Source organism: Sphaerisporangium sp. NBC_01403, assembly GCF_045040145.1.
Lineage (GTDB): Bacteria > Actinomycetota > Actinomycetes > Streptosporangiales > Streptosporangiaceae > Sphaerisporangium > Sphaerisporangium viridialbum.
This window is the reverse complement of the sequence record NZ_CP109534.1, coordinates 2,032,465-2,055,759: the sequence shown is the minus strand read 5'-3', so window position 1 is coordinate 2,055,759 and position 23,295 is coordinate 2,032,465. Positions and strand designations below refer to the sequence as shown.

General features: G+C 69.9%; 22 protein-coding genes and 2 pseudogenes. 12 read left to right on the top strand and 12 right to left on the bottom strand.

The genetic code is table 11. The annotated features are described in order from the left end of the window. Window positions 1–25: 25 nt before the first annotated feature. Window positions 26–805 carry a class I SAM-dependent methyltransferase gene (locus tag OG589_RS08860; RefSeq protein ID WP_405147776.1) on the bottom strand — a complete coding sequence of 260 codons (780 nt, stop codon included), beginning with the start codon at window positions 803–805 and terminating at the stop codon, window positions 26–28. 178 nt (window positions 806–983) lie between these two features. On the opposite strand from OG589_RS08860, the gene OG589_RS08855 reads away from it, so the two are divergent. Next, window positions 984–1,562: a CGNR zinc finger domain-containing protein gene (locus OG589_RS08855; RefSeq protein WP_405147774.1), complete on the top strand. Its 579-nt coding sequence runs from the start codon at window positions 984–986 to the stop codon at window positions 1,560–1,562. Between the two features lie 59 nt (window positions 1,563–1,621). Here OG589_RS08855 and OG589_RS08850 read toward each other — a convergent pair whose 3' ends face one another. After that, entirely contained in the window at window positions 1,622–2,395 is a 774-nt protein-coding gene (locus tag OG589_RS08850; protein ID WP_405143917.1) for a transposase, read from the bottom strand. 337 nt (window positions 2,396–2,732) lie between these two features. On the opposite strand from OG589_RS08850, the gene OG589_RS08845 reads away from it, so the two are divergent. The 4 genes from OG589_RS08845 to OG589_RS08830 all read left to right on the top strand — a co-directional run bounded on the left by OG589_RS08845 (window position 2,733) and on the right by OG589_RS08830 (window position 6,465). Then, window positions 2,733–3,359, top strand: coding sequence for a hypothetical protein (locus tag OG589_RS08845; RefSeq protein WP_405147772.1), 627 nt, complete (start codon window positions 2,733–2,735; stop codon window positions 3,357–3,359). 104 nt (window positions 3,360–3,463) lie between these two features. After that, entirely contained in the window at window positions 3,464–4,096 is a 633-nt protein-coding gene (locus OG589_RS08840) for a zinc ribbon domain-containing protein (RefSeq protein ID WP_405147770.1), read from the top strand. Between the two features lie 214 nt (window positions 4,097–4,310). Next, window positions 4,311–4,922 carry a hypothetical protein gene (locus OG589_RS08835; RefSeq protein WP_405147768.1) on the top strand — a complete coding sequence of 204 codons (612 nt, stop codon included), beginning with the start codon at window positions 4,311–4,313 and terminating at the stop codon, window positions 4,920–4,922. 118 nt (window positions 4,923–5,040) lie between these two features. After that, window positions 5,041–6,465, top strand: a complete 1,425-nt coding sequence (locus OG589_RS08830) for a dihydrolipoyl dehydrogenase family protein (protein WP_405147767.1) — start codon at window positions 5,041–5,043, stop codon at window positions 6,463–6,465. Between the two features lie 25 nt (window positions 6,466–6,490). Here the strand turns inward: OG589_RS08830 and OG589_RS08825 are convergent, their stop codons facing one another. Next, window positions 6,491–6,985 (bottom strand): winged helix-turn-helix transcriptional regulator, encoded by a 495-nt coding sequence (locus OG589_RS08825; protein WP_405147765.1) that lies wholly within the window; start codon window positions 6,983–6,985, stop codon window positions 6,491–6,493. A gap of 100 nt (window positions 6,986–7,085) precedes the next feature. On the opposite strand from OG589_RS08825, the gene OG589_RS08820 reads away from it, so the two are divergent. Beyond that, window positions 7,086–8,534, top strand: coding sequence for an MFS transporter (locus OG589_RS08820; protein ID WP_405147764.1), 1,449 nt, complete (start codon window positions 7,086–7,088; stop codon window positions 8,532–8,534). On the opposite strand, the gene OG589_RS08815 is transcribed toward OG589_RS08820, so the two are convergent. Then, window positions 8,490–9,872, bottom strand: a complete 1,383-nt coding sequence (locus OG589_RS08815) for a helix-turn-helix domain-containing protein (protein ID WP_405147762.1) — start codon at window positions 9,870–9,872, stop codon at window positions 8,490–8,492. The two genes, OG589_RS08820 and OG589_RS08815, sit on opposite strands and share 45 nt — an antisense overlap. 191 nt (window positions 9,873–10,063) lie before the next feature. On the opposite strand from OG589_RS08815, the gene OG589_RS08810 reads away from it, so the two are divergent. From OG589_RS08810 to OG589_RS08800, 3 genes are all read left to right on the top strand, one after another. Further along, entirely contained in the window at window positions 10,064–10,519 is a 456-nt protein-coding gene (locus OG589_RS08810) for an ATP-binding protein (RefSeq protein WP_405147760.1), read from the top strand. Between the two features lie 374 nt (window positions 10,520–10,893). Then, the gene (locus OG589_RS08805; RefSeq protein ID WP_405147758.1) at window positions 10,894–11,925 is read left to right on the top strand and encodes a protein kinase family protein; all 1,032 of its coding nucleotides are present in this window, start codon (window positions 10,894–10,896) and stop codon (window positions 11,923–11,925) included. 324 nt (window positions 11,926–12,249) lie between these two features. Continuing rightward, a complete protein-coding gene (locus tag OG589_RS08800; RefSeq protein ID WP_405147757.1) occupies window positions 12,250–12,528 on the top strand; it encodes a DivIVA domain-containing protein in 279 nt (92 codons plus the stop codon). A gap of 577 nt (window positions 12,529–13,105) precedes the next feature. Here OG589_RS08800 and OG589_RS08795 read toward each other — a convergent pair. Beyond that, a pseudogene (locus tag OG589_RS08795) lies at window positions 13,106–13,244 on the bottom strand (IS5/IS1182 family transposase); the annotation flags it as partial. Window positions 13,245–13,290: 46 nt separating this feature from the next. Continuing rightward, complete coding sequence (sigJ, locus tag OG589_RS08790) at window positions 13,291–14,250, bottom strand: RNA polymerase sigma factor SigJ (protein WP_405147755.1); 960 nt, start codon at window positions 14,248–14,250, stop codon at window positions 13,291–13,293. A gap of 108 nt (window positions 14,251–14,358) precedes the next feature. Between sigJ and wrbA the strand changes: the two genes are divergently transcribed. Further along, entirely contained in the window at window positions 14,359–14,967 is a 609-nt protein-coding gene (gene wrbA, locus OG589_RS08785) for an NAD(P)H:quinone oxidoreductase (protein ID WP_405147754.1), read from the top strand. Between the two features lie 334 nt (window positions 14,968–15,301). Next, window positions 15,302–15,772 (top strand): annotated as a pseudogene (locus OG589_RS08780) (Clp protease N-terminal domain-containing protein); the annotation flags it as partial. 274 nt (window positions 15,773–16,046) lie between these two features. Here the strand turns inward: OG589_RS08780 and OG589_RS08775 are convergent. Continuing rightward, window positions 16,047–17,102 carry a GNAT family N-acetyltransferase gene (locus tag OG589_RS08775; RefSeq protein WP_405147752.1) on the bottom strand — a complete coding sequence of 352 codons (1,056 nt, stop codon included), beginning with the start codon at window positions 17,100–17,102 and terminating at the stop codon, window positions 16,047–16,049. A gap of 390 nt (window positions 17,103–17,492) precedes the next feature. Here OG589_RS08775 and OG589_RS08770 point away from each other — a divergent pair, with 390 nt between their 5' ends. After that, window positions 17,493–19,166 (top strand): amidohydrolase, encoded by a 1,674-nt coding sequence (locus tag OG589_RS08770; RefSeq protein ID WP_405147751.1) that lies wholly within the window; start codon window positions 17,493–17,495, stop codon window positions 19,164–19,166. A 115-nt stretch (window positions 19,167–19,281) separates the two neighbouring features. Here OG589_RS08770 and OG589_RS08765 read toward each other — a convergent pair whose 3' ends face one another. From OG589_RS08765 to gap, 5 genes are all read right to left on the bottom strand, one after another. Then, window positions 19,282–19,626, bottom strand: a complete 345-nt coding sequence (locus OG589_RS08765; RefSeq protein WP_189163482.1) for an RNA polymerase-binding protein RbpA — start codon at window positions 19,624–19,626, stop codon at window positions 19,282–19,284. Window positions 19,627–19,735: 109 nt separating this feature from the next. Next, window positions 19,736–19,966 carry a preprotein translocase subunit SecG gene (secG, locus tag OG589_RS08760; RefSeq protein WP_358559885.1) on the bottom strand — a complete coding sequence of 77 codons (231 nt, stop codon included), beginning with the start codon at window positions 19,964–19,966 and terminating at the stop codon, window positions 19,736–19,738. A 129-nt stretch (window positions 19,967–20,095) separates the two neighbouring features. After that, window positions 20,096–20,881, bottom strand: a complete 786-nt coding sequence (gene tpiA / locus OG589_RS08755; RefSeq protein ID WP_405147749.1) for a triose-phosphate isomerase — start codon at window positions 20,879–20,881, stop codon at window positions 20,096–20,098. Between the two features lie 7 nt (window positions 20,882–20,888). Beyond that, window positions 20,889–22,076 carry a phosphoglycerate kinase gene (locus OG589_RS08750; RefSeq protein WP_405147748.1) on the bottom strand — a complete coding sequence of 396 codons (1,188 nt, stop codon included), beginning with the start codon at window positions 22,074–22,076 and terminating at the stop codon, window positions 20,889–20,891. Then, on the bottom strand, window positions 22,076–23,080 hold the full coding sequence (gene gap, locus OG589_RS08745; protein WP_405147746.1) for a type I glyceraldehyde-3-phosphate dehydrogenase: 1,005 nt from the start codon (window positions 23,078–23,080) through the stop codon (window positions 22,076–22,078). The genes OG589_RS08750 and gap overlap by 1 nt, the downstream gene beginning before the upstream one ends. Between the last annotated feature and the right edge of the window lie 215 nt (window positions 23,081–23,295).

Sequence of the window (23,295 nt, the reverse complement as noted above, 5' to 3'; positions counted from 1 at the left end):
CACGATCCTGTCAGGTTTGCGGCGATCAGCGACGGACGGCGGCGAGGAGCCGGTCGTTCCCGTTCTGCCAGAGCGTTCCGACCTCGGCGAAACCGGCTCCGCGGAGCGCGGTGACGTGCGTGGAGAGGTTCCCCGACTCCGACCCGTGGTGGGCCGCCGCGGCGCTCCTGCGCTCCCGCTCGTCACGGAGGGCGGACAGGGCCGGGTCGGCGTCCACCGCGTCCCACCACTGGCGCCAGTCCTCGGGCATGCCGTCGCCGAAGCGCCGCCGGGTCGCGCGGTCGTGGATCGCGCGCTCGATCTTCGCCAGCACCGGCGAGACGTCCTCCACGTCCAGGTGGTCGCCGTTCAGGAACAGCCCACCGGGCCGCAGCACGAGGGACAGCTCGGCGAACATCGTGCGTAGCCCGGCCTCGGACAGCCAGTGAAGCGCGGTGGTGCTCACCGCCACGTCCACCGGGCGGTCGAGACGCAGGGCCGAGGCCCATCCGGCCGCGCGCAGGTCGAGGTCCTCGAAGCGCAGTCCGGGCCTGCCGGCGTGGGCCGCGCGCCCGAGGGCCAGCAGGAGCGGATCGGCGTCCACCGCGACGACCGTGGCGCCGGGGAGGCGGTCGAGCAGGCGGGCGGCGAGCGAGCCAGGCCCGCAGCCGAGGTCGAGGACCATCGGGTCCGGCCGCCCGGCGCCGGCCTCGACAGCGTCGATCAGGGCGGTGAACCGCTCCTCCCTGTCGGGCAGGTAACCCTCCTGCTGGCGGTCCCACCGGGTGATCCAGTCCTGCGCCACCTCGCGCGGCAGAGTCGACATCGCAGCCTCCTTGTAACTGTCATCTATACTTTCAATAGTGACAGACTAGAGGGTGCCCACGTAACGGGTCAAGGCGGCTTCGGCAGTTACCTTGCCCGCGAGGCCCGCCGTACGGTCCGGCCGATCGTGGGCTAGGTTGATGGTCGCGAGTCCGAGCGCGAGGGTGTAACTGGTCAAAGTGAACTTCAACAGCCATTCCGATGCCGTGGTGGCGGTCGCGGCGTCCCTTATCAACACGCTGACCGAGGGCGAGGCGCGCGGCAGGGCGTACGTCCTCCCGCCCGCGGGCCCCGAGCGGCGCGAGGCGGTCACCGCGGCCCTGCGCACCGGCAGCCGGCGCGCACGCGAGGTCACCGACGCCGAGGCGCGCGAGCTGGCCGGCGTCGCCACCGAGCTGCGCGTGGTCTTCGACGCGATCGAGGCGGGCGACGTCGACACCGCCGCCGAGCAGGTCAACCGCCTGATCGACCGCTTCCACGCCCGGCCCCGCCTCGACCGCCACGACGGGGAGCCCTGGCACCTGCACTTCCACGGTAAGGGCGACAGCCGGTCCGACGAGTGGGCGGCCTCGTGCGCCACCGGCCTCGCCATCGTGCTCGGCAGCGAGCTGCACGACCGGCTCGGCGTGTGCACCGCGCCGCACTGCGACCGCGTCTACGTCGACATCTCGCGCAACGGCACCCGCCGCTTCTGCTCCACCGCCTGCCAGAACCGCGTCAAGACCGCCGCCTTCCGCGCCCGCGCCGGCCGCTCCTAAGACCTATCACGTTTCGCTGATCGAGACGGTTTCCCCTGATCTGGCGATCTGGTTGATCGTCAGGCTGCCACCTCCAGCTTCAGGTTGTGGAGCGCGGCGACGCCCGCGACGGCATGATTGATGGCGTCTGCTTTGCGGCGGCATTGGCGCAGGATCTGATGGTCTTTCAGCCGGGCCAGGGTGTGCTCGACCACTGCCCGGCGTTTACCGAACCGCCGGTAGGTGCGGTCCTTGATTATCTTGCCGTCGGGCCCGCGGGCAGGGTTGCGGACCCCGGCCGCGCCGCGATAGGCGCCATCTTGCGACAGGCGAGGGTGCGCGGTCAGGGCGGGATCTCGTCCCAGGGTGTTGCGGTAGACGACGATGTCATTGCGGTTGCCGGGCCAGGACGTGCCGACCGCGACGACGCGGCGGTCCCGGGCGCGGGTGATGATCTGCACGTTGACGCTGCGCCGGTAGTTCTTGGACTTGGCGGTCTTGGTGTGGTCGTGGACGGGGATGAGGGTGCCGTCGACGACCCACAGTTCCCGCTTGTCGGCCGGGGGCGGGCCGAGCAGGGCGGCCAGGTGCGGCGCGAAGTCGTGGACGACGCGGTGCGCGGCGGCGTGGGAGATGCCGAACAGGGAGCCGAGTTGGGCGAAGGTCAGGTTGGTGCGGTAGGCCAAGACGATGAGCAGGACCCGGTCGGGGTAGGCCGGCGCCCACGGGTGCCCGATGCCCTTGTCGGGGCGGCGGTCCCACAGCCGCCGGATAAGGGTCAGGAACTGGGCGCCGGACAGTCCGGTCCAGGCTTTGAGGTCCGCTGAGGTGCACCGCGCCAGCCGCATCCGCATACCACCGACCGTGTCCGCTGGTTACATAGAGCGATATGCCCTGGCGGTGCCCTTCGTCTTCCGTCCGGAGAGCGGAGAGCGGAGAGCGGAGAGCGGAGAGCGGAGAGCGGAGAGCGGAGAGCGGAGAGCGGAGAGCGGAGAGCGGAGAGCGGAGGAAATTGTCAGTGCTGTCTGGCACGGTGATGTCATGGCTGTGGCGAGAGGGACGCCTGGGGTGATCGCGAGCGGTGATGGCCACCGCTCCTCGTCTTCGTCTTCGTCGTCCTCGTCCTCGTCGGTTCGGCGGTTTCGGGGGAAGAACAAGGGTCGGGGCTGGCGTCGTGCTGAGGATCAGCCGGTGTCGGTGATCCGGTTGGCGCTGGATAGCAGTGATCCGCAGGTCCGGGCCCGGTTGGAGGCTCTGTTCGGGGCGTCGTGGCGGTTGAAGCGGGCGTTGCAGCACGATGCCGCTGATCGGGTGGCGGCGTATTGGGCGGGGGAACACCGCCGGGCGCAGGATCCTGGCGGGTGGCGTAAGGAGCTGGGGTTGTCGCGGGCGGGGCTGGAGGCCGCCGCCCGGGCGCATCTGGACCGCTCTGGGCATCTGTTGCATCATCTGACCAAGGCGCTGGCGCTGCATCAGGCCGATGAGGTGTGGAACGGGGTGGCGCGGCATCTGTTCCCCGACGCCGCCGGTCGTTATGCCGGAGCGCCGAAGATCGGCCGGTATCACCGGTATACCCGGATCCCGGGCCGGGCCCGCTCCCACACGGCCGGCCGTAAGTGGGAGACGTTCCGGCTGCACGGCAGCCTGGCCGGGCATCTGGCCGCGTACCGGGCGCTGGGCTTGCCGGCGGGGCTGGGCATGGCCGATGCCGGGCTGCTGCCCACGGGCATGCCCGTGCTGGCGCAGCCACGCCGGATGCCTCCCCCCAGGCAGGCGCCGCCGGGACACCCCGGCAGGCCTACCGCAAAGACACCCTGACCCGCGGCTACCGCAAGCTCCGCACCGCGGTCGCCGCCGACGCCGCCCGCCGCGCCGAAGCCCGCCGCGCCCGCACCTACGCCACCGCCGCCGCCCTGACCAGCGTGCACGGCGCCAACCTGACCGTGGAAGACTGCGACATCTCCACCTGGCACCGGCTCTGGGGCCGGGCCTGCGCCGCGTTCACCCCCGGCCTGCTCATCACCGCCCTGGCCCGTGAATGCGCCGCCACCGGCGGCGCACTGCTGCGCGCCTCCACCACCAAAACCGCGATGTCCCAGCACTGCCTGTGCGGCGCCCGCGTCACCAAATCCCTGGCCGCCCGGACCCATCACTGCCCGGCCTGCGGCCTGACCGCCGACCGGGATCTGGTCTCCGCCGCGCTGGCCGCCTGCGTCACCTTGAGCGACCCAGCCGACCCACAGACCGCGCGCGTGGACTACACCCGCGCCCGTCAGCTCCGCACCACCCAAGGGCTGCAAGAAGCCCTGACCGAGTCAACCGTGATAAGCCCCGCCACCGCCCCATCCGATGGAGCGGGAACGGGCGATACGGCAGCCGCCCCCCGCCCGCACTACCGCACCCGGCAGCGCGGGCGGGGGGCGGCCTCTGCTCGGCGAAGTTCCGGCCCCGGTGACATGCCGACCCCGGATGAGACGACGACCTCCCCAGGCCGCCGACCACGCCGGAAAGACATGATCACACACCGGACTGTCATAATACGCGACAGCTCTTAGCCTCCCCCACAGGACACCCGGCCCGCCACGACCGCGCCTCGCCTCAGAGCGAGGTAAAGCAACGGTCACGGAAAGTGTCGATCTAACTACACTGGGAAGAGAAGGGAAGATCACACCGAACGGCGGCGAGCCGTTCACCTGGCAGGCGGCCGGTCTCCGAGATGCCCGCGGAGGCGCGGGCCGTTCCGCCGCGAAGCTCCAGTGGGGGGAAGAAGTGGCTGTACGGACTCCTCGATCCGTCGCCGTACCGGCGGCGGCGGCTTTTCTTGCGGTGGCGCTGCTCGGCGGCTGCGGCGGTCACAAGACCGCCGTCGTGACGCCCGAGAACGCGGTCGCCACCAGCCCGGCGGCCGGCGCGCCGCCGGCGGGTGCCCAGCCTTCGGCGGGCACGGAAACCGAGTACAACGCCGAGTGCCCGACGGGAGGCAACGCCAAGCCGTTCGCCAAGACCCGCTTCGCTCTGCACGCGGGCCTCGCGCTCGGGGCCTTCCACCGGTACATCTACAAGCCCCTGCGCAGCGGCGGCTTCAACGCCGGCGCCGAGAAGCGCAAGCGCACCTTCGTGAAGGCGGCCGTGGCGGGTGTCTTCGCCCTGCATGAGCTGAAGGTCGCCAAGGGCTTCGCGGTGGCCAATCCCACGCTGTGCAAGGCCGTGGAAGGCGTCAGCAGCAAGTTCACCAGCCTCACCGACAAGCTCAAGGGCGGCACCGCCACGGAGGCCGACCTGGACACCAGCAAGGCGTCCATGGACGGCCTGCAGAAGAACGCCTCGAAGACCGGCTACGACTTCAAGGAGCAGAACGTCACGATTCCGGGCGCAGGCTGACCTGATCCGACTCCCGAGGCCGTGCCCAGCACGGGGGGTACGGCTTCGCGAGGGTGCAAGGCTGATGCGACTACGCCCGTACACGCGGCGTGACCTGCGGCAACGGGGGTGGGGTTCCATGACCGGCGAGGACGACGTCTTCGACGTGATCGTCGTGGGCGCGGGACCGGCCGGGGAGACCGCCGCCGCCCGGGCCGTACGGGGCGGCCTGACGGCGGCCGTGGTCGAGGAGCGCCTGGCGGGCGGCGAGTGCGCCTACTACGCGTGCATCCCGAGCAAGGCGCTGCTGTGGCCGATGGAGCTGGCGGCCGAGGTGAGCCGGATGCCCGGGCTGCAGTTGCGCGGCCCGATCGACGCCGACGCGGTGCTCGCCCGCCGCGACCGGGTGGTGTCCCACTTCGACGACGGCGGCCAGGTGGGCTGGATCGAGAACGTCCCCGCGACGTTCGTCCGGGGCCATGGACGCCTGGCCGGCCCTCTGCGGGTGGAGGTGACCACGCCGGACGGCGGCACCCGCGCCCTGAGCGCCCGGCACGCCGTCGTCATCGCGACCGGCAGCGACCCCTCGATCCCGGACGTGCCCGGCCTGCGGGAGGCGCGCCCGTGGACGAACCGGGAGGCGACCAGCGTCCAGCAGGTGCCGAAGCGGCTGGTGGTGATCGGCGGCGGGGTCGTCGCCTGCGAGATGTCGCAGGCGCTGCACTCCCTCGGCGCACAGGATACGACCGTGCTCGTACGCGGCGACCGCCTGCTCGGCCGGACCGAGCCGTTCGCCGGCGAGCTGCTGGTGGAGTCGTTCCGGCGGTCGGGCATCGACGTACGCTTCGGCCGTACGCCCACCCGTGTCGAGCGCCCGGTCCCCGGCGGCCCCGTCACCGTCCACACCGGCGACGGGGCGCTGATCGAGGCCGACGAGATCCTCGTCGGCACCGGACGCCGGGCGGCCGTGGGCGACCTCGGCCTTGAGACGGTGGGCCTGGCGGCGCGCGGCCCGATCGAGGTGGACGCCAGCATGCGGGCGACGGGCGTCCCGGGCGACGGGCTCTACGCCGTCGGCGACGTCAACGGGCGCAACCTGCTCACCCACATGGGCAAGTACCAGGCCCGGGTGTGCGGCGACGTGATCGCCGCCCGCGCCAGGGGCCTGGCCGACGACCTTCCTTCGCACCGCGACATCGCCGACGACCTGGGCGCCCCGCAGGTCATCTTCACCGACCCGCAGATCTGCGCGGTCGGGCGCACCGAGTCCCGGGCACGGGCCGAGGGCTTCTCGGTACGCGCCGTGGAGTACGACATGGGGGCCGTCCCCGGCGCCACCCTCCAGGCCGACGGCTACATCGGCCGGGCCAAGATGGTCGTCGACGAGGACCGCCGCGTGCTGCTCGGCGTCACCTTCGCCGGCCCCGCGGTGGCCGACCTCCTGCACGGGGCCACCATCGCGGTCACCGCCGAGGTGCCCCTCTACCGGCTGTGGCACGCCGTTCCCGCGTTCCCGACCGTGAGCGAGGTCTGGCTCCACCTCCTGGAGGAATACGGCCTGTGACCCGCGCGGCGCGTGCGGGGTGGTGTCAGCGCCTGCCCGCGAGGACGTCCCGGGCGATGGCGTCCCGCTCCGCCGCCTCCCGCTCGGCCATCTCCTGCTCGGCCACCACCCGGGCGTCGTACGCCGTGCGAGCCGAGGCGATCTCGTTCTGGTGCTCCTCGGTCCAGGTGACCAGCGCGCGGATGGTGTGGTGCAGGGTCGCGCCCAGCGGCGTGAGCGCGTAGTCCACCCGCGGCGGCACGGACGCGTGCACCGTGCGGCTCACCAGCCCGTCGCGCTCCAGGTGGCGCAGCGTGCGGGCGAGCATCCGCTGGCTGACCCCGTCGATCGTGCGGCGCAGCTCGGTGAAGCGCAGGGTGCGCTGGTCGAGCAGGGCGATGACCAGTAGCGACCACTTGTCGGCGATGCGGTCGAGGATCTGGCGGACCTCGCAGTCCTCCCGCGTGTCCCACTGGAGAACGTCGTAGTCGTCGCCGGTATCCCCGCAGTAACCGGGGGACTTTGAAGTGCCGTCTTCCATGGTCATTGATGGTGTCCGAAGATGCTGCTGGTTACAAGAGGGAACCGGCACTCATCTGGATTACCGTGCCCGGTCCCGCCTTTCCCGGAGGAGTCAAATCATGTCCACATCGAGCGGACACATGGACGGGCGTGCTTGGGGCGCGTTGTTCGTATTGTGCGGAGCGATCTTCCTTGAGGGGATCGACGTGGCGATGCTGAACGTGGCGCTGCCGTCGATCCGCGCCGACCTCGGCCTGTCCACCGGCATGCTCAGCGGGGTGGTCAGCGCCTACGTGCTCGGCTACGGCGGCTTCATGTTGCTGGGCGGCCGCACCGCCGACCTGCTCGGCCGCCGCCGGATGTTCCTGTTCTGGCTGACGGTCTTCCTGATCTTCTCAGGCCTCGGCGGGTTCGCCACCGAGGGCTGGATGCTGCTGGTCGCCCGGTTCGTCACCGGGGTCGCGGCGGCGTTCATGGCCCCCGCCGGGCTGGCGCTCGTCACCGGCAACTTCCCCGAAGGGCCACAGCGCACCAAGGCGCTCGGGGTCTACGCGGGAACGGCGGCGGGCGGCTTCTCGCTCGGCCTGGTCGCCGGAGGGCTGCTGGCCTCGCTCGGGTGGCGGTGGGTGTTCTTCGCGCCGGTCATCCTGTCGGCGGTGATCCTGCTGGCCGCCATCCCCCTCATCAAGGACCCCGGCGACACGGAGCGCCCGGCGGGCGGCTTCGACCTTCTGGGCGCGTTCAGCATCACCGGGGCGATGCTGCTGCTGGTGTACGGGGTGGTGCGCCTGGAGCGTCCCGGCAACGACTGGGGCGGCACGGCAGGTACGTTCGCCGCCGGCCTGGCACTGCTGGCGATCTTCGTCGTGATCGAGCGGCGCACGGCCCACCCGCTGGTGCGGCTGGGCATCCTGCGGTCGGGGCCCCTGGTTCGCGCCAACCTGGGGGCGCTGCTGTTCGTCGGCTCCTTCGCCGGCTTCCAGTTCCTGGCGACCCTGTACCTGCAGGAACTGCGCGGCTGGAGCACGCTGCAGACTGGTGTGGCCATGCTGGTGATCGGCATGGACACGGTTCTCGCCCCGACCCTCACGCCACGGCTGGTGAACCGGTTCGGCAACGTCCCCGTGCTGTTCGGCGGGCTGGTGCTGGCGACCCTGGCCTACGTGCTGTTCCTGCCCGCCGGGCTGGACTGGGCCTACACCGCCATGCTGCCGACGATGCTCCTGCTGGGGCTGGCCTTCTCCCTGGCGTACGGCCCGCTGACCATGGCCGCCACCGACGGCATCGACGAGCACGAGCACGGCCTGGCCGGCGGCCTGCTGTACACCGCGATGCAGTTCGGCACCGCCCTCGGCCTGTCGGCGGTGACCGCCGTCAACGTCGCGGCGCTCGGCGACTCCGGCTCGCCCGAAGCGGGGCTGGACGCGCTCCAGACCGCTCTGGTCGTCCCGGTCGTCGCCGGGGCCCTCGGCGCGATCATCACCGCCTTCGGCCTGCGCGCCCGTAAGACGCGGGGGCCGGGGCTAGTCCGCGAGGAGCCGGTCGTACCGGTCGGCGAACTCCGATGACTCCCCCGCCACCGCCCGCAACGGCGCCAACTCCTGCAACGTCCGCCGGGATCCGCTCACGTGCGAGAGCAGATCGAGTCCCTCGGCCAGGGCGTCCGATTTCGCGCCGGAGGCCAGCAGCGCATCGGCCAGGCAGGCACGGCCGTAGGAGCGGTTTCGATCGCTGTTCCACTTGTCCACAGACCGCCGGTAGAACTCGACCGCGGCAGCCGGTTTACCCAGTGCTACTGCTGCCCGGCCCTCGAAGCTCAAGAGCTCTGCCTCGCTGACGAATCCAGCCCAACCCGGGTCGTTCTCATGCGGTCCACGTTCGAACTCCCGCCAGGCGTTGGTCATCGATCTGCGGCAAGCCCGCCCGTCACCGAGAACGGCGTGCGCGGAGGTCTCCCGAAGTTCCAGCAGCGCGTACACACGCGGTGTGGCCCAGTGCCGCGCAAGTTCCTTGGCCGTGGCCACGAAACGCAGTGCCTCTCTGGCACGACCCGGGTGCCGCCGCGCGAGCCGTGTGGCCTGCATGGCGAGGAGGGACGCCACCTGTACATGAAGTTCCCGATCACCAGCGTGATCGGCGTAGAGGCGGGCTTCGCCGTACAACCCGCGAGCGAGGTTCTGATCGTCTGAGTCGTAGGCGAACCAGCCCGCGTCGACGCTCAGCCCTCCGGCGATGGCCACCAACTGGCGGCCGATCGCTTCGCTGTAGTCGGCCTCGTCGAGCATGCGCCGTACCCTCGCGAGCAGATGCAGCGCGGGACCAAGCAGCATGGCACCACCTATCCGCTGATCGTCAGCGCGCAGGCGCTCAACCGTGGCCTTGAGGTGTTTCACGTGCGCGGCTTCGACCCGAGTGGGAATGTGCATGGAGCCCCAGCCCATGCCCGCTGCGAAGCCGCCCGCGAGAACTCCGTTGAACTGGCGGCGGTCCATGTCCATGTCAGGATTTATGCCCTCAACGGGCAGACCTGCCACCGGATCGCCGATGAGCAGGGGGATGAGAGCGTGGCGCGGCATGTCGATGGCATCCGCGAAGCGGAGGATCTCGCGGATGTCGTAGATCGTGCCGCGCTCGCCGCTCTCTATGCGGTTGACCGTACTCTGCGACCAGCCGGCCAGGCCGGCGAGCTCAAGCTGGCTCAGCCCCATCGCCGCACGCACGATCGCGACGAACGCGGCCAGGTCGGCCGAGGCCAGCGCCTGGCGCAACGACGAGCAGTCCCACAGCCACGCCGGTGCGACGGGTCGCGCGCCACGGGTCGCCCGCAGGCAGGGAGCGCACACGGGATCACGGCTGTAGCGGCTCAGCACCGCCTTCCGGCACCCCGGGCACAGCCGCTCCCCCATGCGCCCGAGTCCTTCCTCGCGAAGCCCGCCAGGCGCGTCACAGTAGGAGAAACCGACGGCGTTCGCGATGCCAATCTGTCATAACCACCTGTGATCGATCAATGACGGTACGGCGTTTCCCGTCAAGCCTTCTCACCAGACGCTGACAACCGCCCGCGAAAGGCGCGGCGTCCATGGGAGAAGGGATCGGGATGCTTTCCGTTGAGCGGGTGAGCCATGTCTTCGTGGTGCTCTCCACGATCGAGCAGGTGCCCGTGGCCAGGCGCGAGACGGTGCGAACGCTCGCCTCCTGGGCCATCGACCGGGAGACCGCGTTCACCGCCGGCCTTATCGTGACGGAGCTGGTGACGAACGTCGCCGAGCACGCCGCCACGGAGTCACCCACCGCCACGGTGATGCTGGCCGCCGACGCGCGCTGGCTCACCGTGGCCGTCCACGACACCCATCCGCGCCTGCCCCGCGCTGTGGCCACGTCCCATGACGATGGCGGACGGGGGCTCCGCATGGTCATGCTCCTCACCGAGGAGGCGGGAGGACAGCACACCGTCGAACCGACGACCGGAGGCGGCAAACACATCGTCGTCCACCTGCCACGCCGATGGGAGCCGGGGCGAATTGAACCTTTGACCCACCCGTCAGGCACTTGACGGGTGGGCCGGGGCTGCCCACCCAGAGGTGGCAGCCCAGCAGTGCCTGGGCCACGGCCAGGCACACGAGCTCGGATCGCTGAGCAGAGGTGGTCTGCCAAGGCATCGCGTTCCTCCGATCTCGTCATCGATCTTCACGTAAAGTGCGGTCAAGAGGGCGTTCAGGTCTGTCGAGACACACGGATCCTGGATGCGTCTACCGCTCCGAAGGCCGAACCGCAGAGCCACGTGTCCAGCGTGGTCGCGCTCGGCGGGGCTGCGAACCCCCTTGCGGAATCGAGGTCAGCGCCCAGGTGGAGGCGGCAGTGAAGTGCCCTGACATGTCGCGCGGTGCGCGACTCACCGCCCATAGTGCCGTCTCCACATCCCTGGCCTTGTGCAGTGATCGCGCACTGCACGAGCTCGTGGACACGGCCGTGCCGATCGGCTCTGGCATCGGCGGGAAGTCGGCCCTGCTGGAGGTCGCCGGAACCTCGGTCTTCGTGAAGCGGGTGCCACTCACCGATCCGGAGAGGCAGCCGGAGAACGTCCGGTCCACGGCGAACCTGTTCGCGCTGCCGGCCTTCTGCCAGTACGGCATCGGCGGGCCGGGCTTCGGGGCCTGGAGAGAGCTCGCCGTGCAAACCATGACGACGAACTGGGTGCTCGCGGGGGACTACGAGGGCTTCCCCCTGATGTACCACTGGCGGGTGCTGCCGGACTCGGTTCAGTCCCTGCCCGAGGAACTGGCCGACGTGGAACGAGCCGTCGCGTACTGGGGAGGCGGATCGGAGGTGCGCCGCCGGATCGAGGCTCTCCAGCAATCCTCGGCGAGCGTCGCGCTGTTCCTCGAGTACATCCCGCAGAACCTGCACGAATGGCTGGGCACTCAGGTCGGAGCCGGCGACGAGGCCGCCGACCGGGCCTGCGCCATGGTGGAGAGGGACCTGAAGGCTGGAACCTCGTTCATGAACGCCCGCGGGCTCCTGCACTTCGACGCCCACTTCGAGAACATCCTGACCGACGGCCAGCGCCTCTTCTTCGCGGACTACGGCCTTGCGATCTCCTCCCGGTTCGAACTGTCGCGGGACGAGGCAGACTTCTTCGACCGGCATCGGACCTACGACCGCTGTTATACCGTCACGCATCTGGTGCGCTGGCTGGTCACCGCTCTGTACGGATACCGGAGGGAGGACCGCGACGCGCTGGTACGCGCGTGCGCCGAGGGCCAGCGCCTCACGGGAATCCCGGACGCGGCTGCGGCGATCCTTGCCCAACACGCGCCGCTCGCCGCGGTGATGTCGGACTTCTATCGCAAGCTCCAGCGGGAGAGCAGGGAGACCCCGTACCCACTGGAGGAGATCCGCCGGCTCGGCGGGATGTACAGCTCGTCCACAAACGATTCCGGTCACGGCGGCGTGGGGTGAGGGACTCTCGTACTGATTGACCTTCGGGAGACCTGGGATGGGCGGGATGGCCGGACAAAGGGAGTTCGCCCACCCGTCAGGCGATCGACGGGTGAGCCGAGTGCTGCCCACCCAGAACCTGGACCACCTAGTGGGTGACCACAAACGTTCGCCGGGTCCGATCGCGCGGCTAATGGCGGGGACCCTAGCGGTTCGGCGTTCGCTGCGGATGCGGGCGTGTTCGCGGCGTTGGGCCTCCCGCGTGGAGTAGGTCGGTATGAAGCACAACTCCACGTTCGATGTGATCTATTGAGGAGTGCGCCGACACGTGGCAGCCTCGGCCTCATGGATGAACCGGTGGAACAAGGGCTAGGCGAGTTCTTCGAGGAACCGTCGCAAAGATATGAGTTCGACGTGGTCATGCGCGGCTATGACCGCCAGCCAGTGAACGAGCTGTTCAACCGGATCCAGAAGACCTTCGACGGCACCGCCGACGAACTCGAACGGGTCACTCCAGATTTCATCCGCGCCACCAAGTTCAACGTCGTTATCCGCGGCTACCATCGCCGACAGGTCCACGAGGCACTACTCGACTGCATTCGGCGATTGCAGTCACCAGCCTGAGGTTCCAACCAGGTACGGCGATGCGAATGGCTGCCGGGGACGGCCGGCCCTACCGGTGATTGTGTCCACCCACGAGGCACTGTGGTCCCGAGTGGAGGTGGACAGACCGACCCGGCGAACGTTGGTGGTCACCCCACTAGGGGCGCGGAGTGAGGGTGCCTTGCAGGTGACGGCTGACCTCGGAAGATCCCGGGATAGGCGCGGGGTGGGGTTCCTGGTGAGGGTCCATCTTGCGGGATCTTGGGGGGTGGGCCGGGTGATGCCCGCCCAAGAAATGACCTCCCCAGGTGCGGCAATGATGCCCCCTGGCCGGCCTTGTCGGTGATCACCCCAACTGGCCGATCCGTCCAAGAATTTGCACACCGTCGACCCTCACCAGGCCCGCTCCCCCATGCCTCTAGGCTGCCCAACCCCTGGGTGGGCAGCACCCGGCCCACCCGTCAAGCGCTTGACGGGTGGGCGAACTCCCATCGCCCCGGCCCTCCCGCCCACCCAAGACCTCCCCAACATCAACCCTCACGAGACACCCCACCCCACGCCTCTAAAGAGCGGCCGCCATTAGGCCGCCATTAGATGGTTACCGGAGTCGGCGTGATGTGGGTCGGGTGTCCCAGCGGTAGCGGGGTCTTGCTCGGCGGATGAGTGCGCGGATGGTGACGAACGGCGGCCAGGTAGAGGTAGAAGTCGACACCCTGGCCGTTGCATTCGAAGCAGCGGGCGGACCCGATGGTGCGGGCGGACCCGATGGTGCGGAGGCGCGTGTCAGCCCGTCGTCCAAGGCCGGAGCTTGTCGGGGTTGAGTATTGCCCAGATGTGCTTGATCCGGTCGCCTGCGACGTCGAACGCCAGCACCGACACGGTGACGCCGTCCAGCTGAGCCACCAGACCAGGCTGACCGTTGACCGTACACTCCAGGATCGTCGCACTGGCCCGAGCGGCGAAGAAGCGCGCGATCTGCTCGGCGCCTTCGACCGGGCGGAGCTCGGCTCTGACGAGGCCGCCGCCGTCGCCGGTCGCCGTGGCGTCGGGGTCGAGGAGGCCGATGAGGGCGTCGATGTCCTTGGCTTCCCATGCCTGCTTGAAGTCCCTGACGATGCCGGCCTGCTGGGCTGCCGGAGCCGTGGGAGCCTGCGACGCGCGGATGCGACGGCGTGCCGAGGAGGCCAGCTGGCGGCATGCCGCAGGGGTACGGCCGACGATTTCGGCCACTTCGGCGAAGGAGTAGCGGAAGACATCGTGCAGGATGAACGCGACGCGCTCGGCCGGGGTCATCGATTCGAGCACGACGAGGAAGGCCATGCTGACCGACTCGTCGAGGGTGACCCGGTCGGCCGGGTCGACCGTGGTGCCGCCCGGCCGCCCGCTGATCCACTCGGCACGGTCGGGCAGTGGCTCGGGGATCCATTCGCCCACGTAGCGCTCCCGCCGGGCCCGTGCCGAGCCGAGCAGGTCGAGGCAGACGCGACTGGCGACCTTCGTCAGCCAGGCGCCGGGGGATTCGATGGCTTCCTGCTGCTGTCGGGACATGGCGTACCAGCGGGCGTAGGTCTCTTGTACGACATCCTCGGCATCGGCCAGGGAGCCGAGGAGCCGGTACGCCAGATTGATCAGCTGACGCCGCTCGCTCATGATCGCGCTCAGGCCCGGATCGGGCCGGCCGTCTCCTGGCTCGGATGGGTTGGTCACGGTGTCGCCGACTCCCTTGGTCGCAGCTGCCCTCACCAGTTCGACGAGACATCGCACCGAACTGTGAGGCAGGCGCGTCGCCTCACATTCCCAGCGGTTGTGTCGTCGTACCGATGAACCGAACGCTAAGGAAGGAAACCGATCATGGAACCCGTGAACGCCGCGATCATTTACTACAGTGCCACAGGCACCGTGCATGCCTTGGCGCAAGCCGCCGCCGAGGGCGCGGAAAAGGCCGGCGCACACGTGCGACTGCGCAAGGTCGCCGAACTGGCCCCACCGGAGGCGATCAGCGCCAAGCCGGCCTGGGCCCAACACCTCCAGGACACCGCCGACGTCGCCGAGGCCGGCCTCGACGACCTGGCCTGGGCCGACGCGGTGCTGTTCGGTACCCCCACCCGCTTCGGCAACCCGGCCAGCCAGCTCAGGGCGTTCATCGATACCACCGGTGGCCTGTGGTACCAGGGCAAGCTCGCGGACAAGGTGTACTCGGCTTTCACCGCCTCCAACACCGCCCACGGCGGACAGGAATCCACTCTCCTGGCGCTAGGGAATACGTTCTACCACTGGGGCGGCGTCATCGTGCCCCCCGGCTACACCGACCCCATCCAGTTCCAGTCAGGCAATCCGTACGGCACCTCCCACGTGGCCGGCGATGGCCCACCCAGTGAGGTGGCCTTGCAGGCGGCCCGTTACCAGGCCCGCCGCGTCGTCGACACCGCGGCCTCACTCAAGGCCGGCCGCGCCGCCTGATCCAGCACGGAACACCAACGGGGCTGGTACGGCACAGACCACAAGGATCCGCAATGTGACAAGGAAGAACTGAGCGATTCTCAGGCTGTTGTGGAGCTCACCGGCTCGCAATCGCCCGCTTGTGACGCGTGTGAGCACGGCGGGTGGTCAGGTCAGGGTTCGGCCGATGCCTGAGGCGGGACGGGACGTCCGGGCGCTCCCCGGAAAGGCCGCCGCGAACCGGATGCCTGTCCGGGGCGGGGTGGTTTGCCGCATAGTGGAAGAAGCCGTACCGAGCCGGTCCCCCATGCCAGCGGCCCGGCCGACCCCCACCGGACGCACGCGGAGGCTCCCCGTGTTCGAGCGCTTCACCGATTCCGCACGTCGTGCCGTGGTCACCGCCCAGGAGGAGGCCAGGCGGCTCAACCACGAGTACATCGGCACCGAGCATGTGCTCCTCGGCCTCCTGGGCGAGGGCAGGGGGCTCGCGGCGACGGTCCTGACGGGCCTCGGCCTCACCCTGGACGACGTCAGGACGAGCGTCGAGGAGATCGTCGGGCTCGGGGTGAGCACATCGGGAGCGCACATCCCGTTCACGCCGCGTGCCAAGAAGGTCCTCGAACTGTCCCTCCGCGAATCCCTCCAACTGCATCACAACTACATCGGCACCGAGCACATCCTGCTGGGCCTGGTCCGCGAGGGCGAGGGCGTCGCCGTCCAGGTGCTGGTGCTGCACGAGGTCGACCTCCAGCAGGTGCGCGAGCGGCTCATCGAGGGCGCTGAGAGCCGCAGGGGCCGCAGGCTCGGCAACCCCGCCGAGGACACCGTCCTGTTCACCCCCGCACAAGGTCTGGGCGCGCGCCTGGAACGCATCCAGGAGAGCCTGGACCGCATCGAGCGCAGGCTCGACGCCATGGGCGTCCCGCCCGCCCCGGACGACACGAACACCGACGCCGGTACAAGCCCAAGCCCAGGCCCAGGCCCAGGCACCAGCGAAGCGCCCTCCAAGGCCCCCGAGACCCCGGAGACCCCCGAGACCCCCGGATGACGAGTCGAACCGCCGCGATCCGGAGTCCCCGAGCGTCCCCGGATCGCGGCGGTCAGTCGTGGCGCCCGGCGGCCGAGGCGCGCGGCGCGGGCACCATCGTGCCCGCCGCCATCCTCGCCTCCAGCACACCGGGGTCCTCGGTGTACGCCAGCGTGGCGCCGAGGGAGAGCAGCAGGCGGCGCATGCGCACGTTGTCCGAGAGCAGGGTCGCCCGGACCTCCGCGAAGCCCAGGTCGCAGGCCTCCTGGAGCAGCATGCGGGCGAGCGCGCCCCCGAGGCCGCGCGCCTGCCACCGGTCCTCGACCAGGAACGCCATCTCGGCGATACCGGGATCCTGGGTGAAGATCAGGTTGGCCAGTGCCACCACCTGGCCGTCGTGACCGGCGACGAGCGAGTGCCCGCGGTCGCGGTCGCAGAGCCGGTCGAACATGCGCGGCGGCAGGGTCGGCATGGAGGTGAAGTAGCGGAACCTGCGGGAGTCGGGAGAGCACCGGTCGTGCAGGTCGCGCACTGCCTCGCGGTAGAGCAGGGTGAGCGGGCGCACCTGCACCTCCACCCCGTCGCTGAGCACCACCGGGCGCTCGGCCGCCGTGGCCTCGGCCGGAGGCTGCGCCAGCCGTACGAGCGCGGCGGCCCGGGCCGCCTCGGTCAGCGTGAACGGGAGCCCGCTCCTGCGGAGCCGGATGGCGCGGCGGGAGGCGACGGGCACGGTGAGCAGCGTCGGGTCCGGCAGGTCGGACGACATGTCCGACCCGTACACCCAGCGGGCGTCATCGGCACGCAGCAGGTCGGCCAGCACCTCCGGCAGCCGCCAGGGCGTGGCCCGCAGCCGGGAGGCGAGCAGCAGGACGCGGGTCGGCTCGTCGGTCAGCTCGTGGGCGGTGGCGGGCACGACCTGCACGCGCCGGCCGCCCGCCGCCTCCAGAGCCTCCCGTACGGTCTCGGCGGACGCCGGGATGTCGGCGACGAACTCGTCCACTGTGCCGTCGGTGTCAGGTTGGACGCTCAGTCCAAGGATGTTGCCGCCCTTGGCCGCCAGCGCGGCGGTTAGGGAGGCAAGCCGGCCCGGCCGCTCGTCAACCGTGGTACGAATCCGCAAAAATCCCATCGAAACCCCCTGTTGTCCGGTCACCAGAATGCCGCTGGACTGTTACAAAGCTGCTACACAGGGATGAGCCCGTGGTTTCGTTTACATGCTTTGCTGCTGAACGCGTGATTTCATACGACGTGTCGTGAATCGCCGTGCTTTCCGGTGCCAGGCTGCGGGGCGGCCGGCGGATATAGCAGGATGTGGCGATACGAGCAGGCGCGTTCCCCGCTGCGGAGAGGCTCCGCCCCCGGCCGACACGCGCCCTCGGTGCGCGAACCCTCGACGGCGAGCGACACCGGCACCACCACCATCACGATCAACCGGCACTACCACCATCACGATCAACAGGTAGGAGGAGGGGTCCGGCACCCGGCCGAGGCCGGTCGGGCGCGGGGCCCCGGATTCTCGATGACCGATCTGCTCTTCCGCGGCGGGCGCGTGTTCACCGGCTCGGCACGCCTGCCCGGCGCTCCCCTATATCCCGCTTACCCCGGATCCACCGGCCCGGACGCGTTCGCCGAGGCGGTGCTGGTCAGGGACGGGCGCATCGCCGCCGTGGGCGCCGAGGCCGACGTCGTACCGCAGGCGCGCCCCGGGCACGAGACCGTGGACCTCGCAGGCGGGCTGCTGACGCCCGGGTTCACCGACGCCCACATCCACCCGGTGCAGGCCGGGCTGGAGCGGTCGAAGTGCGAGCTGTCGGAGGTGTTCGGCCTCGCCGCCTACGTCCAGAAGGTCGCGGTGTACGCCAAGGCGCACCCGGACAAGGAGTGGATCGACGGCGGCGGCTGGGACATGGCCGCCTTCCCCGGCGGGCTCCCGCACCGCACGCAACTCGACTTCGTGGACCGGCCCGTCTACCTGATCCAGCGCGACCACCACGCGGCCTGGGTGAACACCCGGGCCCTTTCGATCGCCGGGGTCACCGCCGAGACACCCGACCCCGCCGACGGACGGATCGAGCGCGACCCCGACGGCACGCCGAGCGGCGTCCTGCACGAGGGCGCCATGGACCTGGTCGGCCTGCTCACCCCCCGGCCGACCGCCGGCGACGTCGACGCGGCGCTGATGGACGCGCAGTCGTACCTGTTCTCCCTGGGCATCACCGGCTGGCAGGACGCGATCGTCGGCTCGTACGCGGGCTCCGACGACTACTTCCCCGCCTACCTGTCCGCGGCGGGCGCGGGACGGCTGAGGGCGCGCGTCGTCGGCGCCCTGTGGTGGGACCGCACCAGGGGCGCCGAGCAGATCGAGGAGATGGCCGAGCGCCGCGCCCAGGCCGGAGGGCTGTTCTCGGCCGGCTCTGTGAAGATCATGCAGGACGGCATCGCGGAGAACTTCACCGCCGCCGTCATCGAGCCCTACTGCAACTGCGGCCCCGACCAGCGCGGCCTGTCGTACGTGGACCCCGCCCTGCTGAACGGCTACGTCACCGAGCTCGACCGGCTCGGCTTCCAGGTGCACTTCCACGCCATCGGCGAGCGCGCCGTACGGGAGTCCCTGGACGCGCTGGAGGGCACGTCGCCCGGCAACCGGCACCACATCGCCCACCTGCAGATCGTCGAGCCCTCCGACGTGCCGCGCTTCGCCCGGCTCGGCGTCACCGCCAACCTCCAGCCGCTGTGGGCGACCCACCACCTGCAGATGGACGAGCTGTGCATCCCCTACCTCGGCGAGGAGCGCTCGTCCTGGCAGTACCCGTTCGCCGACCTGGTGCGTACGGGCGCGCGGCTGTGCGCGGGCAGCGACTGGCCGGTCTCCTCGGCCGACCCGCTGCAGGGCATGCACGTGGCGGTCAACCGCACCGAGCCCGGCGGCTCGGTGCACGCGGGCTACCCGACGGCCCAGACGCCGTTCCTTCCGGGACAGAGCCTCGACCTGGCCACCGTGATGGCCGCCTACACCGCCGGGTCGGCCTGGATCAACCACGACGACGAGGCCGGTGTCATCGCGGAGGGCAACCGCGCCGACCTGGTGGTCCTCGACCGCGACCCGTTCGAGCTGCCGTCCAAGGAGATCTGGACCACCGAGGTGGCCATGACCTTCGCCGGCGGCGACGCCGTCTACGAGCGCCACGCCTGAGCCTCGGCCCTGAGCTTCGGGCCTGAGCCTCGGGCCCGGACTTCGGGCGCCGGACGACAATGCCCCCGCGGGTCTCCCGCGGGGGCATCGCTCACTCGAGCACGACCGGCAAGGCCTACCAGGGCGAACGGTTGTTGCGAAGCCGCTCAAGGGCCTCGGCGAGGATCGCGGCGCCGTCGGTGTCGCTGCGCCGCTCCTTCACGTAGGCCAGGTGCGTCTTGTACGGCTCGTTGCGCGGAGGCGCGGGCGGGGCCGACTCGTCCTGACCGGCGGGAAGACCGCATCGAGGGCAGTCCCAGTACTCCGGGACGGCTGCGTCACTGGCGAAACTCGGACGCGTCTCGTGCATGTTGGCGCACCAGAACGAGACCCGCACTCGAGGGGCCGCCTCGCCACGCTCGGCCTCCCCCATCGGACCGGCGCCGACACGGCTACCACGGATCGCGTTGCCACTACCCACGGATGAACTCCTCGCTTGATCGCCCCGCAGGGACGGGGAAAGAATCTCTGTCAGGCTTTGCCGGGAATGACCGCTACCCCCGGGTGCGGTCAGTACGCCGGTAGGTCCGCTACGGCTTGAGCAGCAGGCCCAGCGCGATGATGCAGACGAACCAGATCGTGCCGGTGATGATCGTCAGCCGGTCGAGGTTCCGCTCCACGACCGAGGACCCGCCGAACGACGACGTGAACCCGCCGCCGAAGAGATCCGAGAGGCCGCCACCCTTGCCCTTGTGGAGCAACACGAGCAGCACCATGAGTGCACTCGACAGGATGAGGGCGATGGAGATTCCGATAGTCACCGTTGACCTGTTCCCTGTTTCGCGCGCCGAAGCGCGACCTGACCTGCCCGGCGATCGCCGGGGTGATGATTCAAAGTTTCTCTTCGAGGGTACGTCGTGATGTCAACTTGTACCTCCGAAATAGCTCAGCTAGCCCGACATTTCGCCAAAACGGCAAATCTTCACGAACTCGACCGGGTCGAGGCTCGCACCGCCGACCAGGGCTCCGTCGACATCGGGCTGGGCCATGATGCCGGCGATGTTGCCGGACTTGACCGACCCACCGTAAAGGATACGGATGCCACCGGCCACCTCGTCGTCGTACAGCTCGGCGAGTCGCGTGCGGATGGCGCCGCACACCTCCTGCGCGTCGTCGGGCGTCGCCACCTCACCGGTGCCGATGGCCCACACCGGCTCGTAGGCGACGACGAGCGACTTGGCCTGGTCGGTCTTCACGCCGTTGAGCGCGGCGTCGAGCTGCGACAGGGCGTAGGCGACGTGGCCGCCGGCCTGGCGGACCGGAAGGCCCTCGCCCACGCACAGGATCGGCGTGAGCGAGTGCCGGTAGGCCGCCTGCACCTTGGCGTTGACGAGCTGGTCGTCCTCGCGGTGGTGCTCGCGCCGCTCGGAGTGCCCGGCGAGGACGAACGTGCAGCCCAGCTTGGCGAGCATCGAACCGGAGATCTCACCGGTGTAGGCGCCGCTGTCGTGGGCGGACAGGTCCTGCGCACCGTACTCGATGCGGAGCTTGTCGCCGTCCACCAGGGTCTGCACGCTGCGCAGATCGGTGAACGGCGGCAGCACGGCCACCTCGGTGCGGTCGAAGTCCTTGTCGGTCAGGGTGAACGCCAGCTTCTGGACGAGCGCGATGGCCTCAAGGTGATTGAGGTTCATCTTCCAGTTGCCGGCGACGAGCGGCTTGCGGGCTGTGCTCATGGGTCGCTCAGTCCTCCAGCGCGGCGAGTCCGGGGAGGGTCTTGCCCTCAAGGTATTCGAGGCTGGCCCCGCCACCGGTGGAGATGTGGGAGAAGCCGTCCTCGGGGAGACCGAGCTTACGCACGGCGGCGGCGGAGTCGCCACCACCGACCACGGTGAACGCGTCCGAGGCGATCAGCGCCTCGGCCACGGCACGCGTGCCGCCCGCGAACGCGTCGAACTCGAACACGCCCATCGGGCCGTTCCAGAACACGGTCGCGGCGTCGGCGAGCTTGCCCGCGAACAGCTCGCGGGTCTTCGGGCCGATGTCGAGGCCCTCGCGGTCGGCGGGGATCGCCGTCGCCTCGACCACCTCGTGCTCGGCGTCCTCGGCGAACTCCGTCGCGGCCAGCACGTCGACCGGGAGCACCAGGTCGACGCCGCGCTTGTCGGCCTCGGCGATGAAGCCGCGCACCTGGTCGAGCTGGTCGGCCTGCAGCAGGGAGTTGCCGACCTCGTGGCCCTGGGCCTTGAGGAAGGTGTACGCCATGCCGCCGCCGATGATCAGGCGGTCGACCTTGCCGAGCAGGTTGGCGATCACGCCGAGCTTGTCGGAGACCTTGGCGCCGCCGAGCACCACGGCGTACGGCCTGGCGGGCTCCTCGGTGAGCTTCTTCAGAACCTCCACCTCGGCCACGACCAGGCCGCCCGCGGCGTGCGGGAGACGCTTGGGCACGTCGTAGACGCTGGCGTGCTTGCGGTGCACCGCGCCGAACCCGTCGCCGACGTAGAGCTCGGCGAGCTCGGCCAGCCGGCCCGCGAACGCGCCGCGCACCTCGTCGTCCTTGGACTCCTCTCCCGGCTCGAAGCGGAGGTTCTCAAGGAGGGCGACCTCCCCGTCGGCCAGGCCCTCGGCGGTGCTCCTGGCGGAGTCACCGACGACGTCCTCGGCGAACTTCACCGGGCGGCCGAGCAGCTCACCCAGGCGAGCGGCCACCGGAGCGAGCGAGAACTCCGGCGCGACCTTGCCCTTGGGGCGGCCGAGGTGGGCGCAGACGATCACCCGCGCCCCGCGCCCGGCCAACGAGGTGATCGTCGGGACCGAGGCGCGGATGCGGCCGTCGTCGGTGATGGCGTCCCCGTCGAGGGGGACGTTGAGGTCGGCGCGTACGAGCACGCGCCGGCCCTTGACGTCGAGGGAGTCGATGGTCTGCATCAGAGCTGCGAGCCCACCAGCTCGATGAGGTCACCGAGGCGGTTGGAGTAGCCCCACTCGTTGTCGTACCAGCCGACGACCTTCACCTGGTTGCCGATGACCTTGGTGAGGCCGGCGTCGAAGATGCAGGAGGAGGGGTCGGTGACGATGTCGGACGACACGATCTCGTCCTCGGTGTAGCTGAGGAAACCGCGCAGCGGGCCCTCGGCGGCGGCCTTGATCGCGGCGTTGACCTCCTCGACCGAGGTGTCGCGGCTCACGTCGACGGTCAGGTCGGTCGCGGAGCCCGTGGGGATCGGCACACGCAGCGCGAAGCCGTCGAGCTTGCCCTTGAGCTCGGGGAGCACCAGGCCGATCGCCTTGGCGGCGCCGGTGGAGGTGGGCACGATGTTCAGGGCGGCGGCGCGGGCGCGGCGCAGGTCCTTGTGGGGGCCGTCCTGGAGGTTCTGGTCCTGGGTGTAGGCGTGGATCGTGGTCATCAGACCCTTCTCGATACCGAAGGTGTCGTTGATGACCTTTGCCATGGGAGCCAGGCAGTTGGTCGTGCAGGAGGCGTTGGAGATGATCGTGTGCGCCGAGGGGTCGTACTTGTCATGGTTGACACCCATGACGATGGTGATGTCCTCGCCCTTGGCCGGGGCGGAGATGATCACCTTCTTGGCGCCGTTCTCAGCGTGCACCCGCGCCTTGTCGGCGTCGGTGAACAGGCCGGTGGACTCCACGACCACGTCGACACCCAACTCGCCCCAGGGGAGCTTGGCGGGGTCGCGCTCGGCGAACACCTTGATCGCCTTGCCGTCGACGGTGATCTCGTCGGCGCTGCTCTTCACTTCGTACGGCAGACGGCCAAGAATGCTGTCGTACTTGAGCAGGTGGGCAAGGCTGGCGTTGTCGGTCAGGTCGTTGACCGCGACGATCTCGATGTTCTTACCGCTGGCCGCTACGGCTCGCCAGAAGTTGCGGCCGATACGGCCGAAGCCGTTGATGCCTACGCGGATGCTCACGGAAACAGATCTCCTCGAACTTCGTGCGCCGGCTCGTGCCGGCGCCGTGGCGGGCTGAAACCTCAGATAACCCTACCGGGTAATAATTGGTGTAGACCACGTGGCTCACCCCTTTGCGGAGCGCGCCCGCCCTCCACGACGTCCTCCCAGCTCAGCGACCCGATCACCCCGGCCCCCGCCACCGCGGGGACGACCGGACTCCAGTCCACGGCCAC

Excerpts from the sequence above, each read along its gene's own strand:
- OG589_RS08850 (WP_405143917.1), bottom strand. The coding sequence starts at position 2,395 with ATGCGGATGCGGCTGGCGCGGTGCACCTCAGCGGACCTCAAAGCCTGG.
- OG589_RS08830 (WP_405147767.1), top strand. The coding sequence starts at position 5,041 with ATGACCGGCGAGGACGACGTCTTCGACGTGATCGTCGTGGGCGCGGGA.
- OG589_RS08770 (WP_405147751.1), top strand. The coding sequence starts at position 17,493 with ATGACCGATCTGCTCTTCCGCGGCGGGCGCGTGTTCACCGGCTCGGCA.
- OG589_RS08810 (WP_405147760.1), top strand. The coding sequence starts at position 10,064 with ATGCTTTCCGTTGAGCGGGTGAGCCATGTCTTCGTGGTGCTCTCCACG.
- wrbA (WP_405147754.1), top strand. The coding sequence starts at position 14,359 with ATGGAACCCGTGAACGCCGCGATCATTTACTACAGTGCCACAGGCACC.
- OG589_RS08750 (WP_405147748.1), bottom strand. The coding sequence starts at position 22,076 with ATGCAGACCATCGACTCCCTCGACGTCAAGGGCCGGCGCGTGCTCGTA.
- OG589_RS08800 (WP_405147757.1), top strand. The coding sequence starts at position 12,250 with ATGGATGAACCGGTGGAACAAGGGCTAGGCGAGTTCTTCGAGGAACCG.
- OG589_RS08815 (WP_405147762.1), bottom strand. The coding sequence starts at position 9,872 with ATGGGGGAGCGGCTGTGCCCGGGGTGCCGGAAGGCGGTGCTGAGCCGC.
- OG589_RS08860 (WP_405147776.1), bottom strand. The coding sequence starts at position 805 with ATGTCGACTCTGCCGCGCGAGGTGGCGCAGGACTGGATCACCCGGTGG.
- OG589_RS08820 (WP_405147764.1), top strand. The coding sequence starts at position 7,086 with ATGTCCACATCGAGCGGACACATGGACGGGCGTGCTTGGGGCGCGTTG.
- OG589_RS08775 (WP_405147752.1), bottom strand. The coding sequence starts at position 17,102 with ATGGGATTTTTGCGGATTCGTACCACGGTTGACGAGCGGCCGGGCCGG.
- OG589_RS08825 (WP_405147765.1), bottom strand. The coding sequence starts at position 6,985 with ATGGAAGACGGCACTTCAAAGTCCCCCGGTTACTGCGGGGATACCGGC.
- tpiA (WP_405147749.1), bottom strand. The coding sequence starts at position 20,881 with ATGAGCACAGCCCGCAAGCCGCTCGTCGCCGGCAACTGGAAGATGAAC.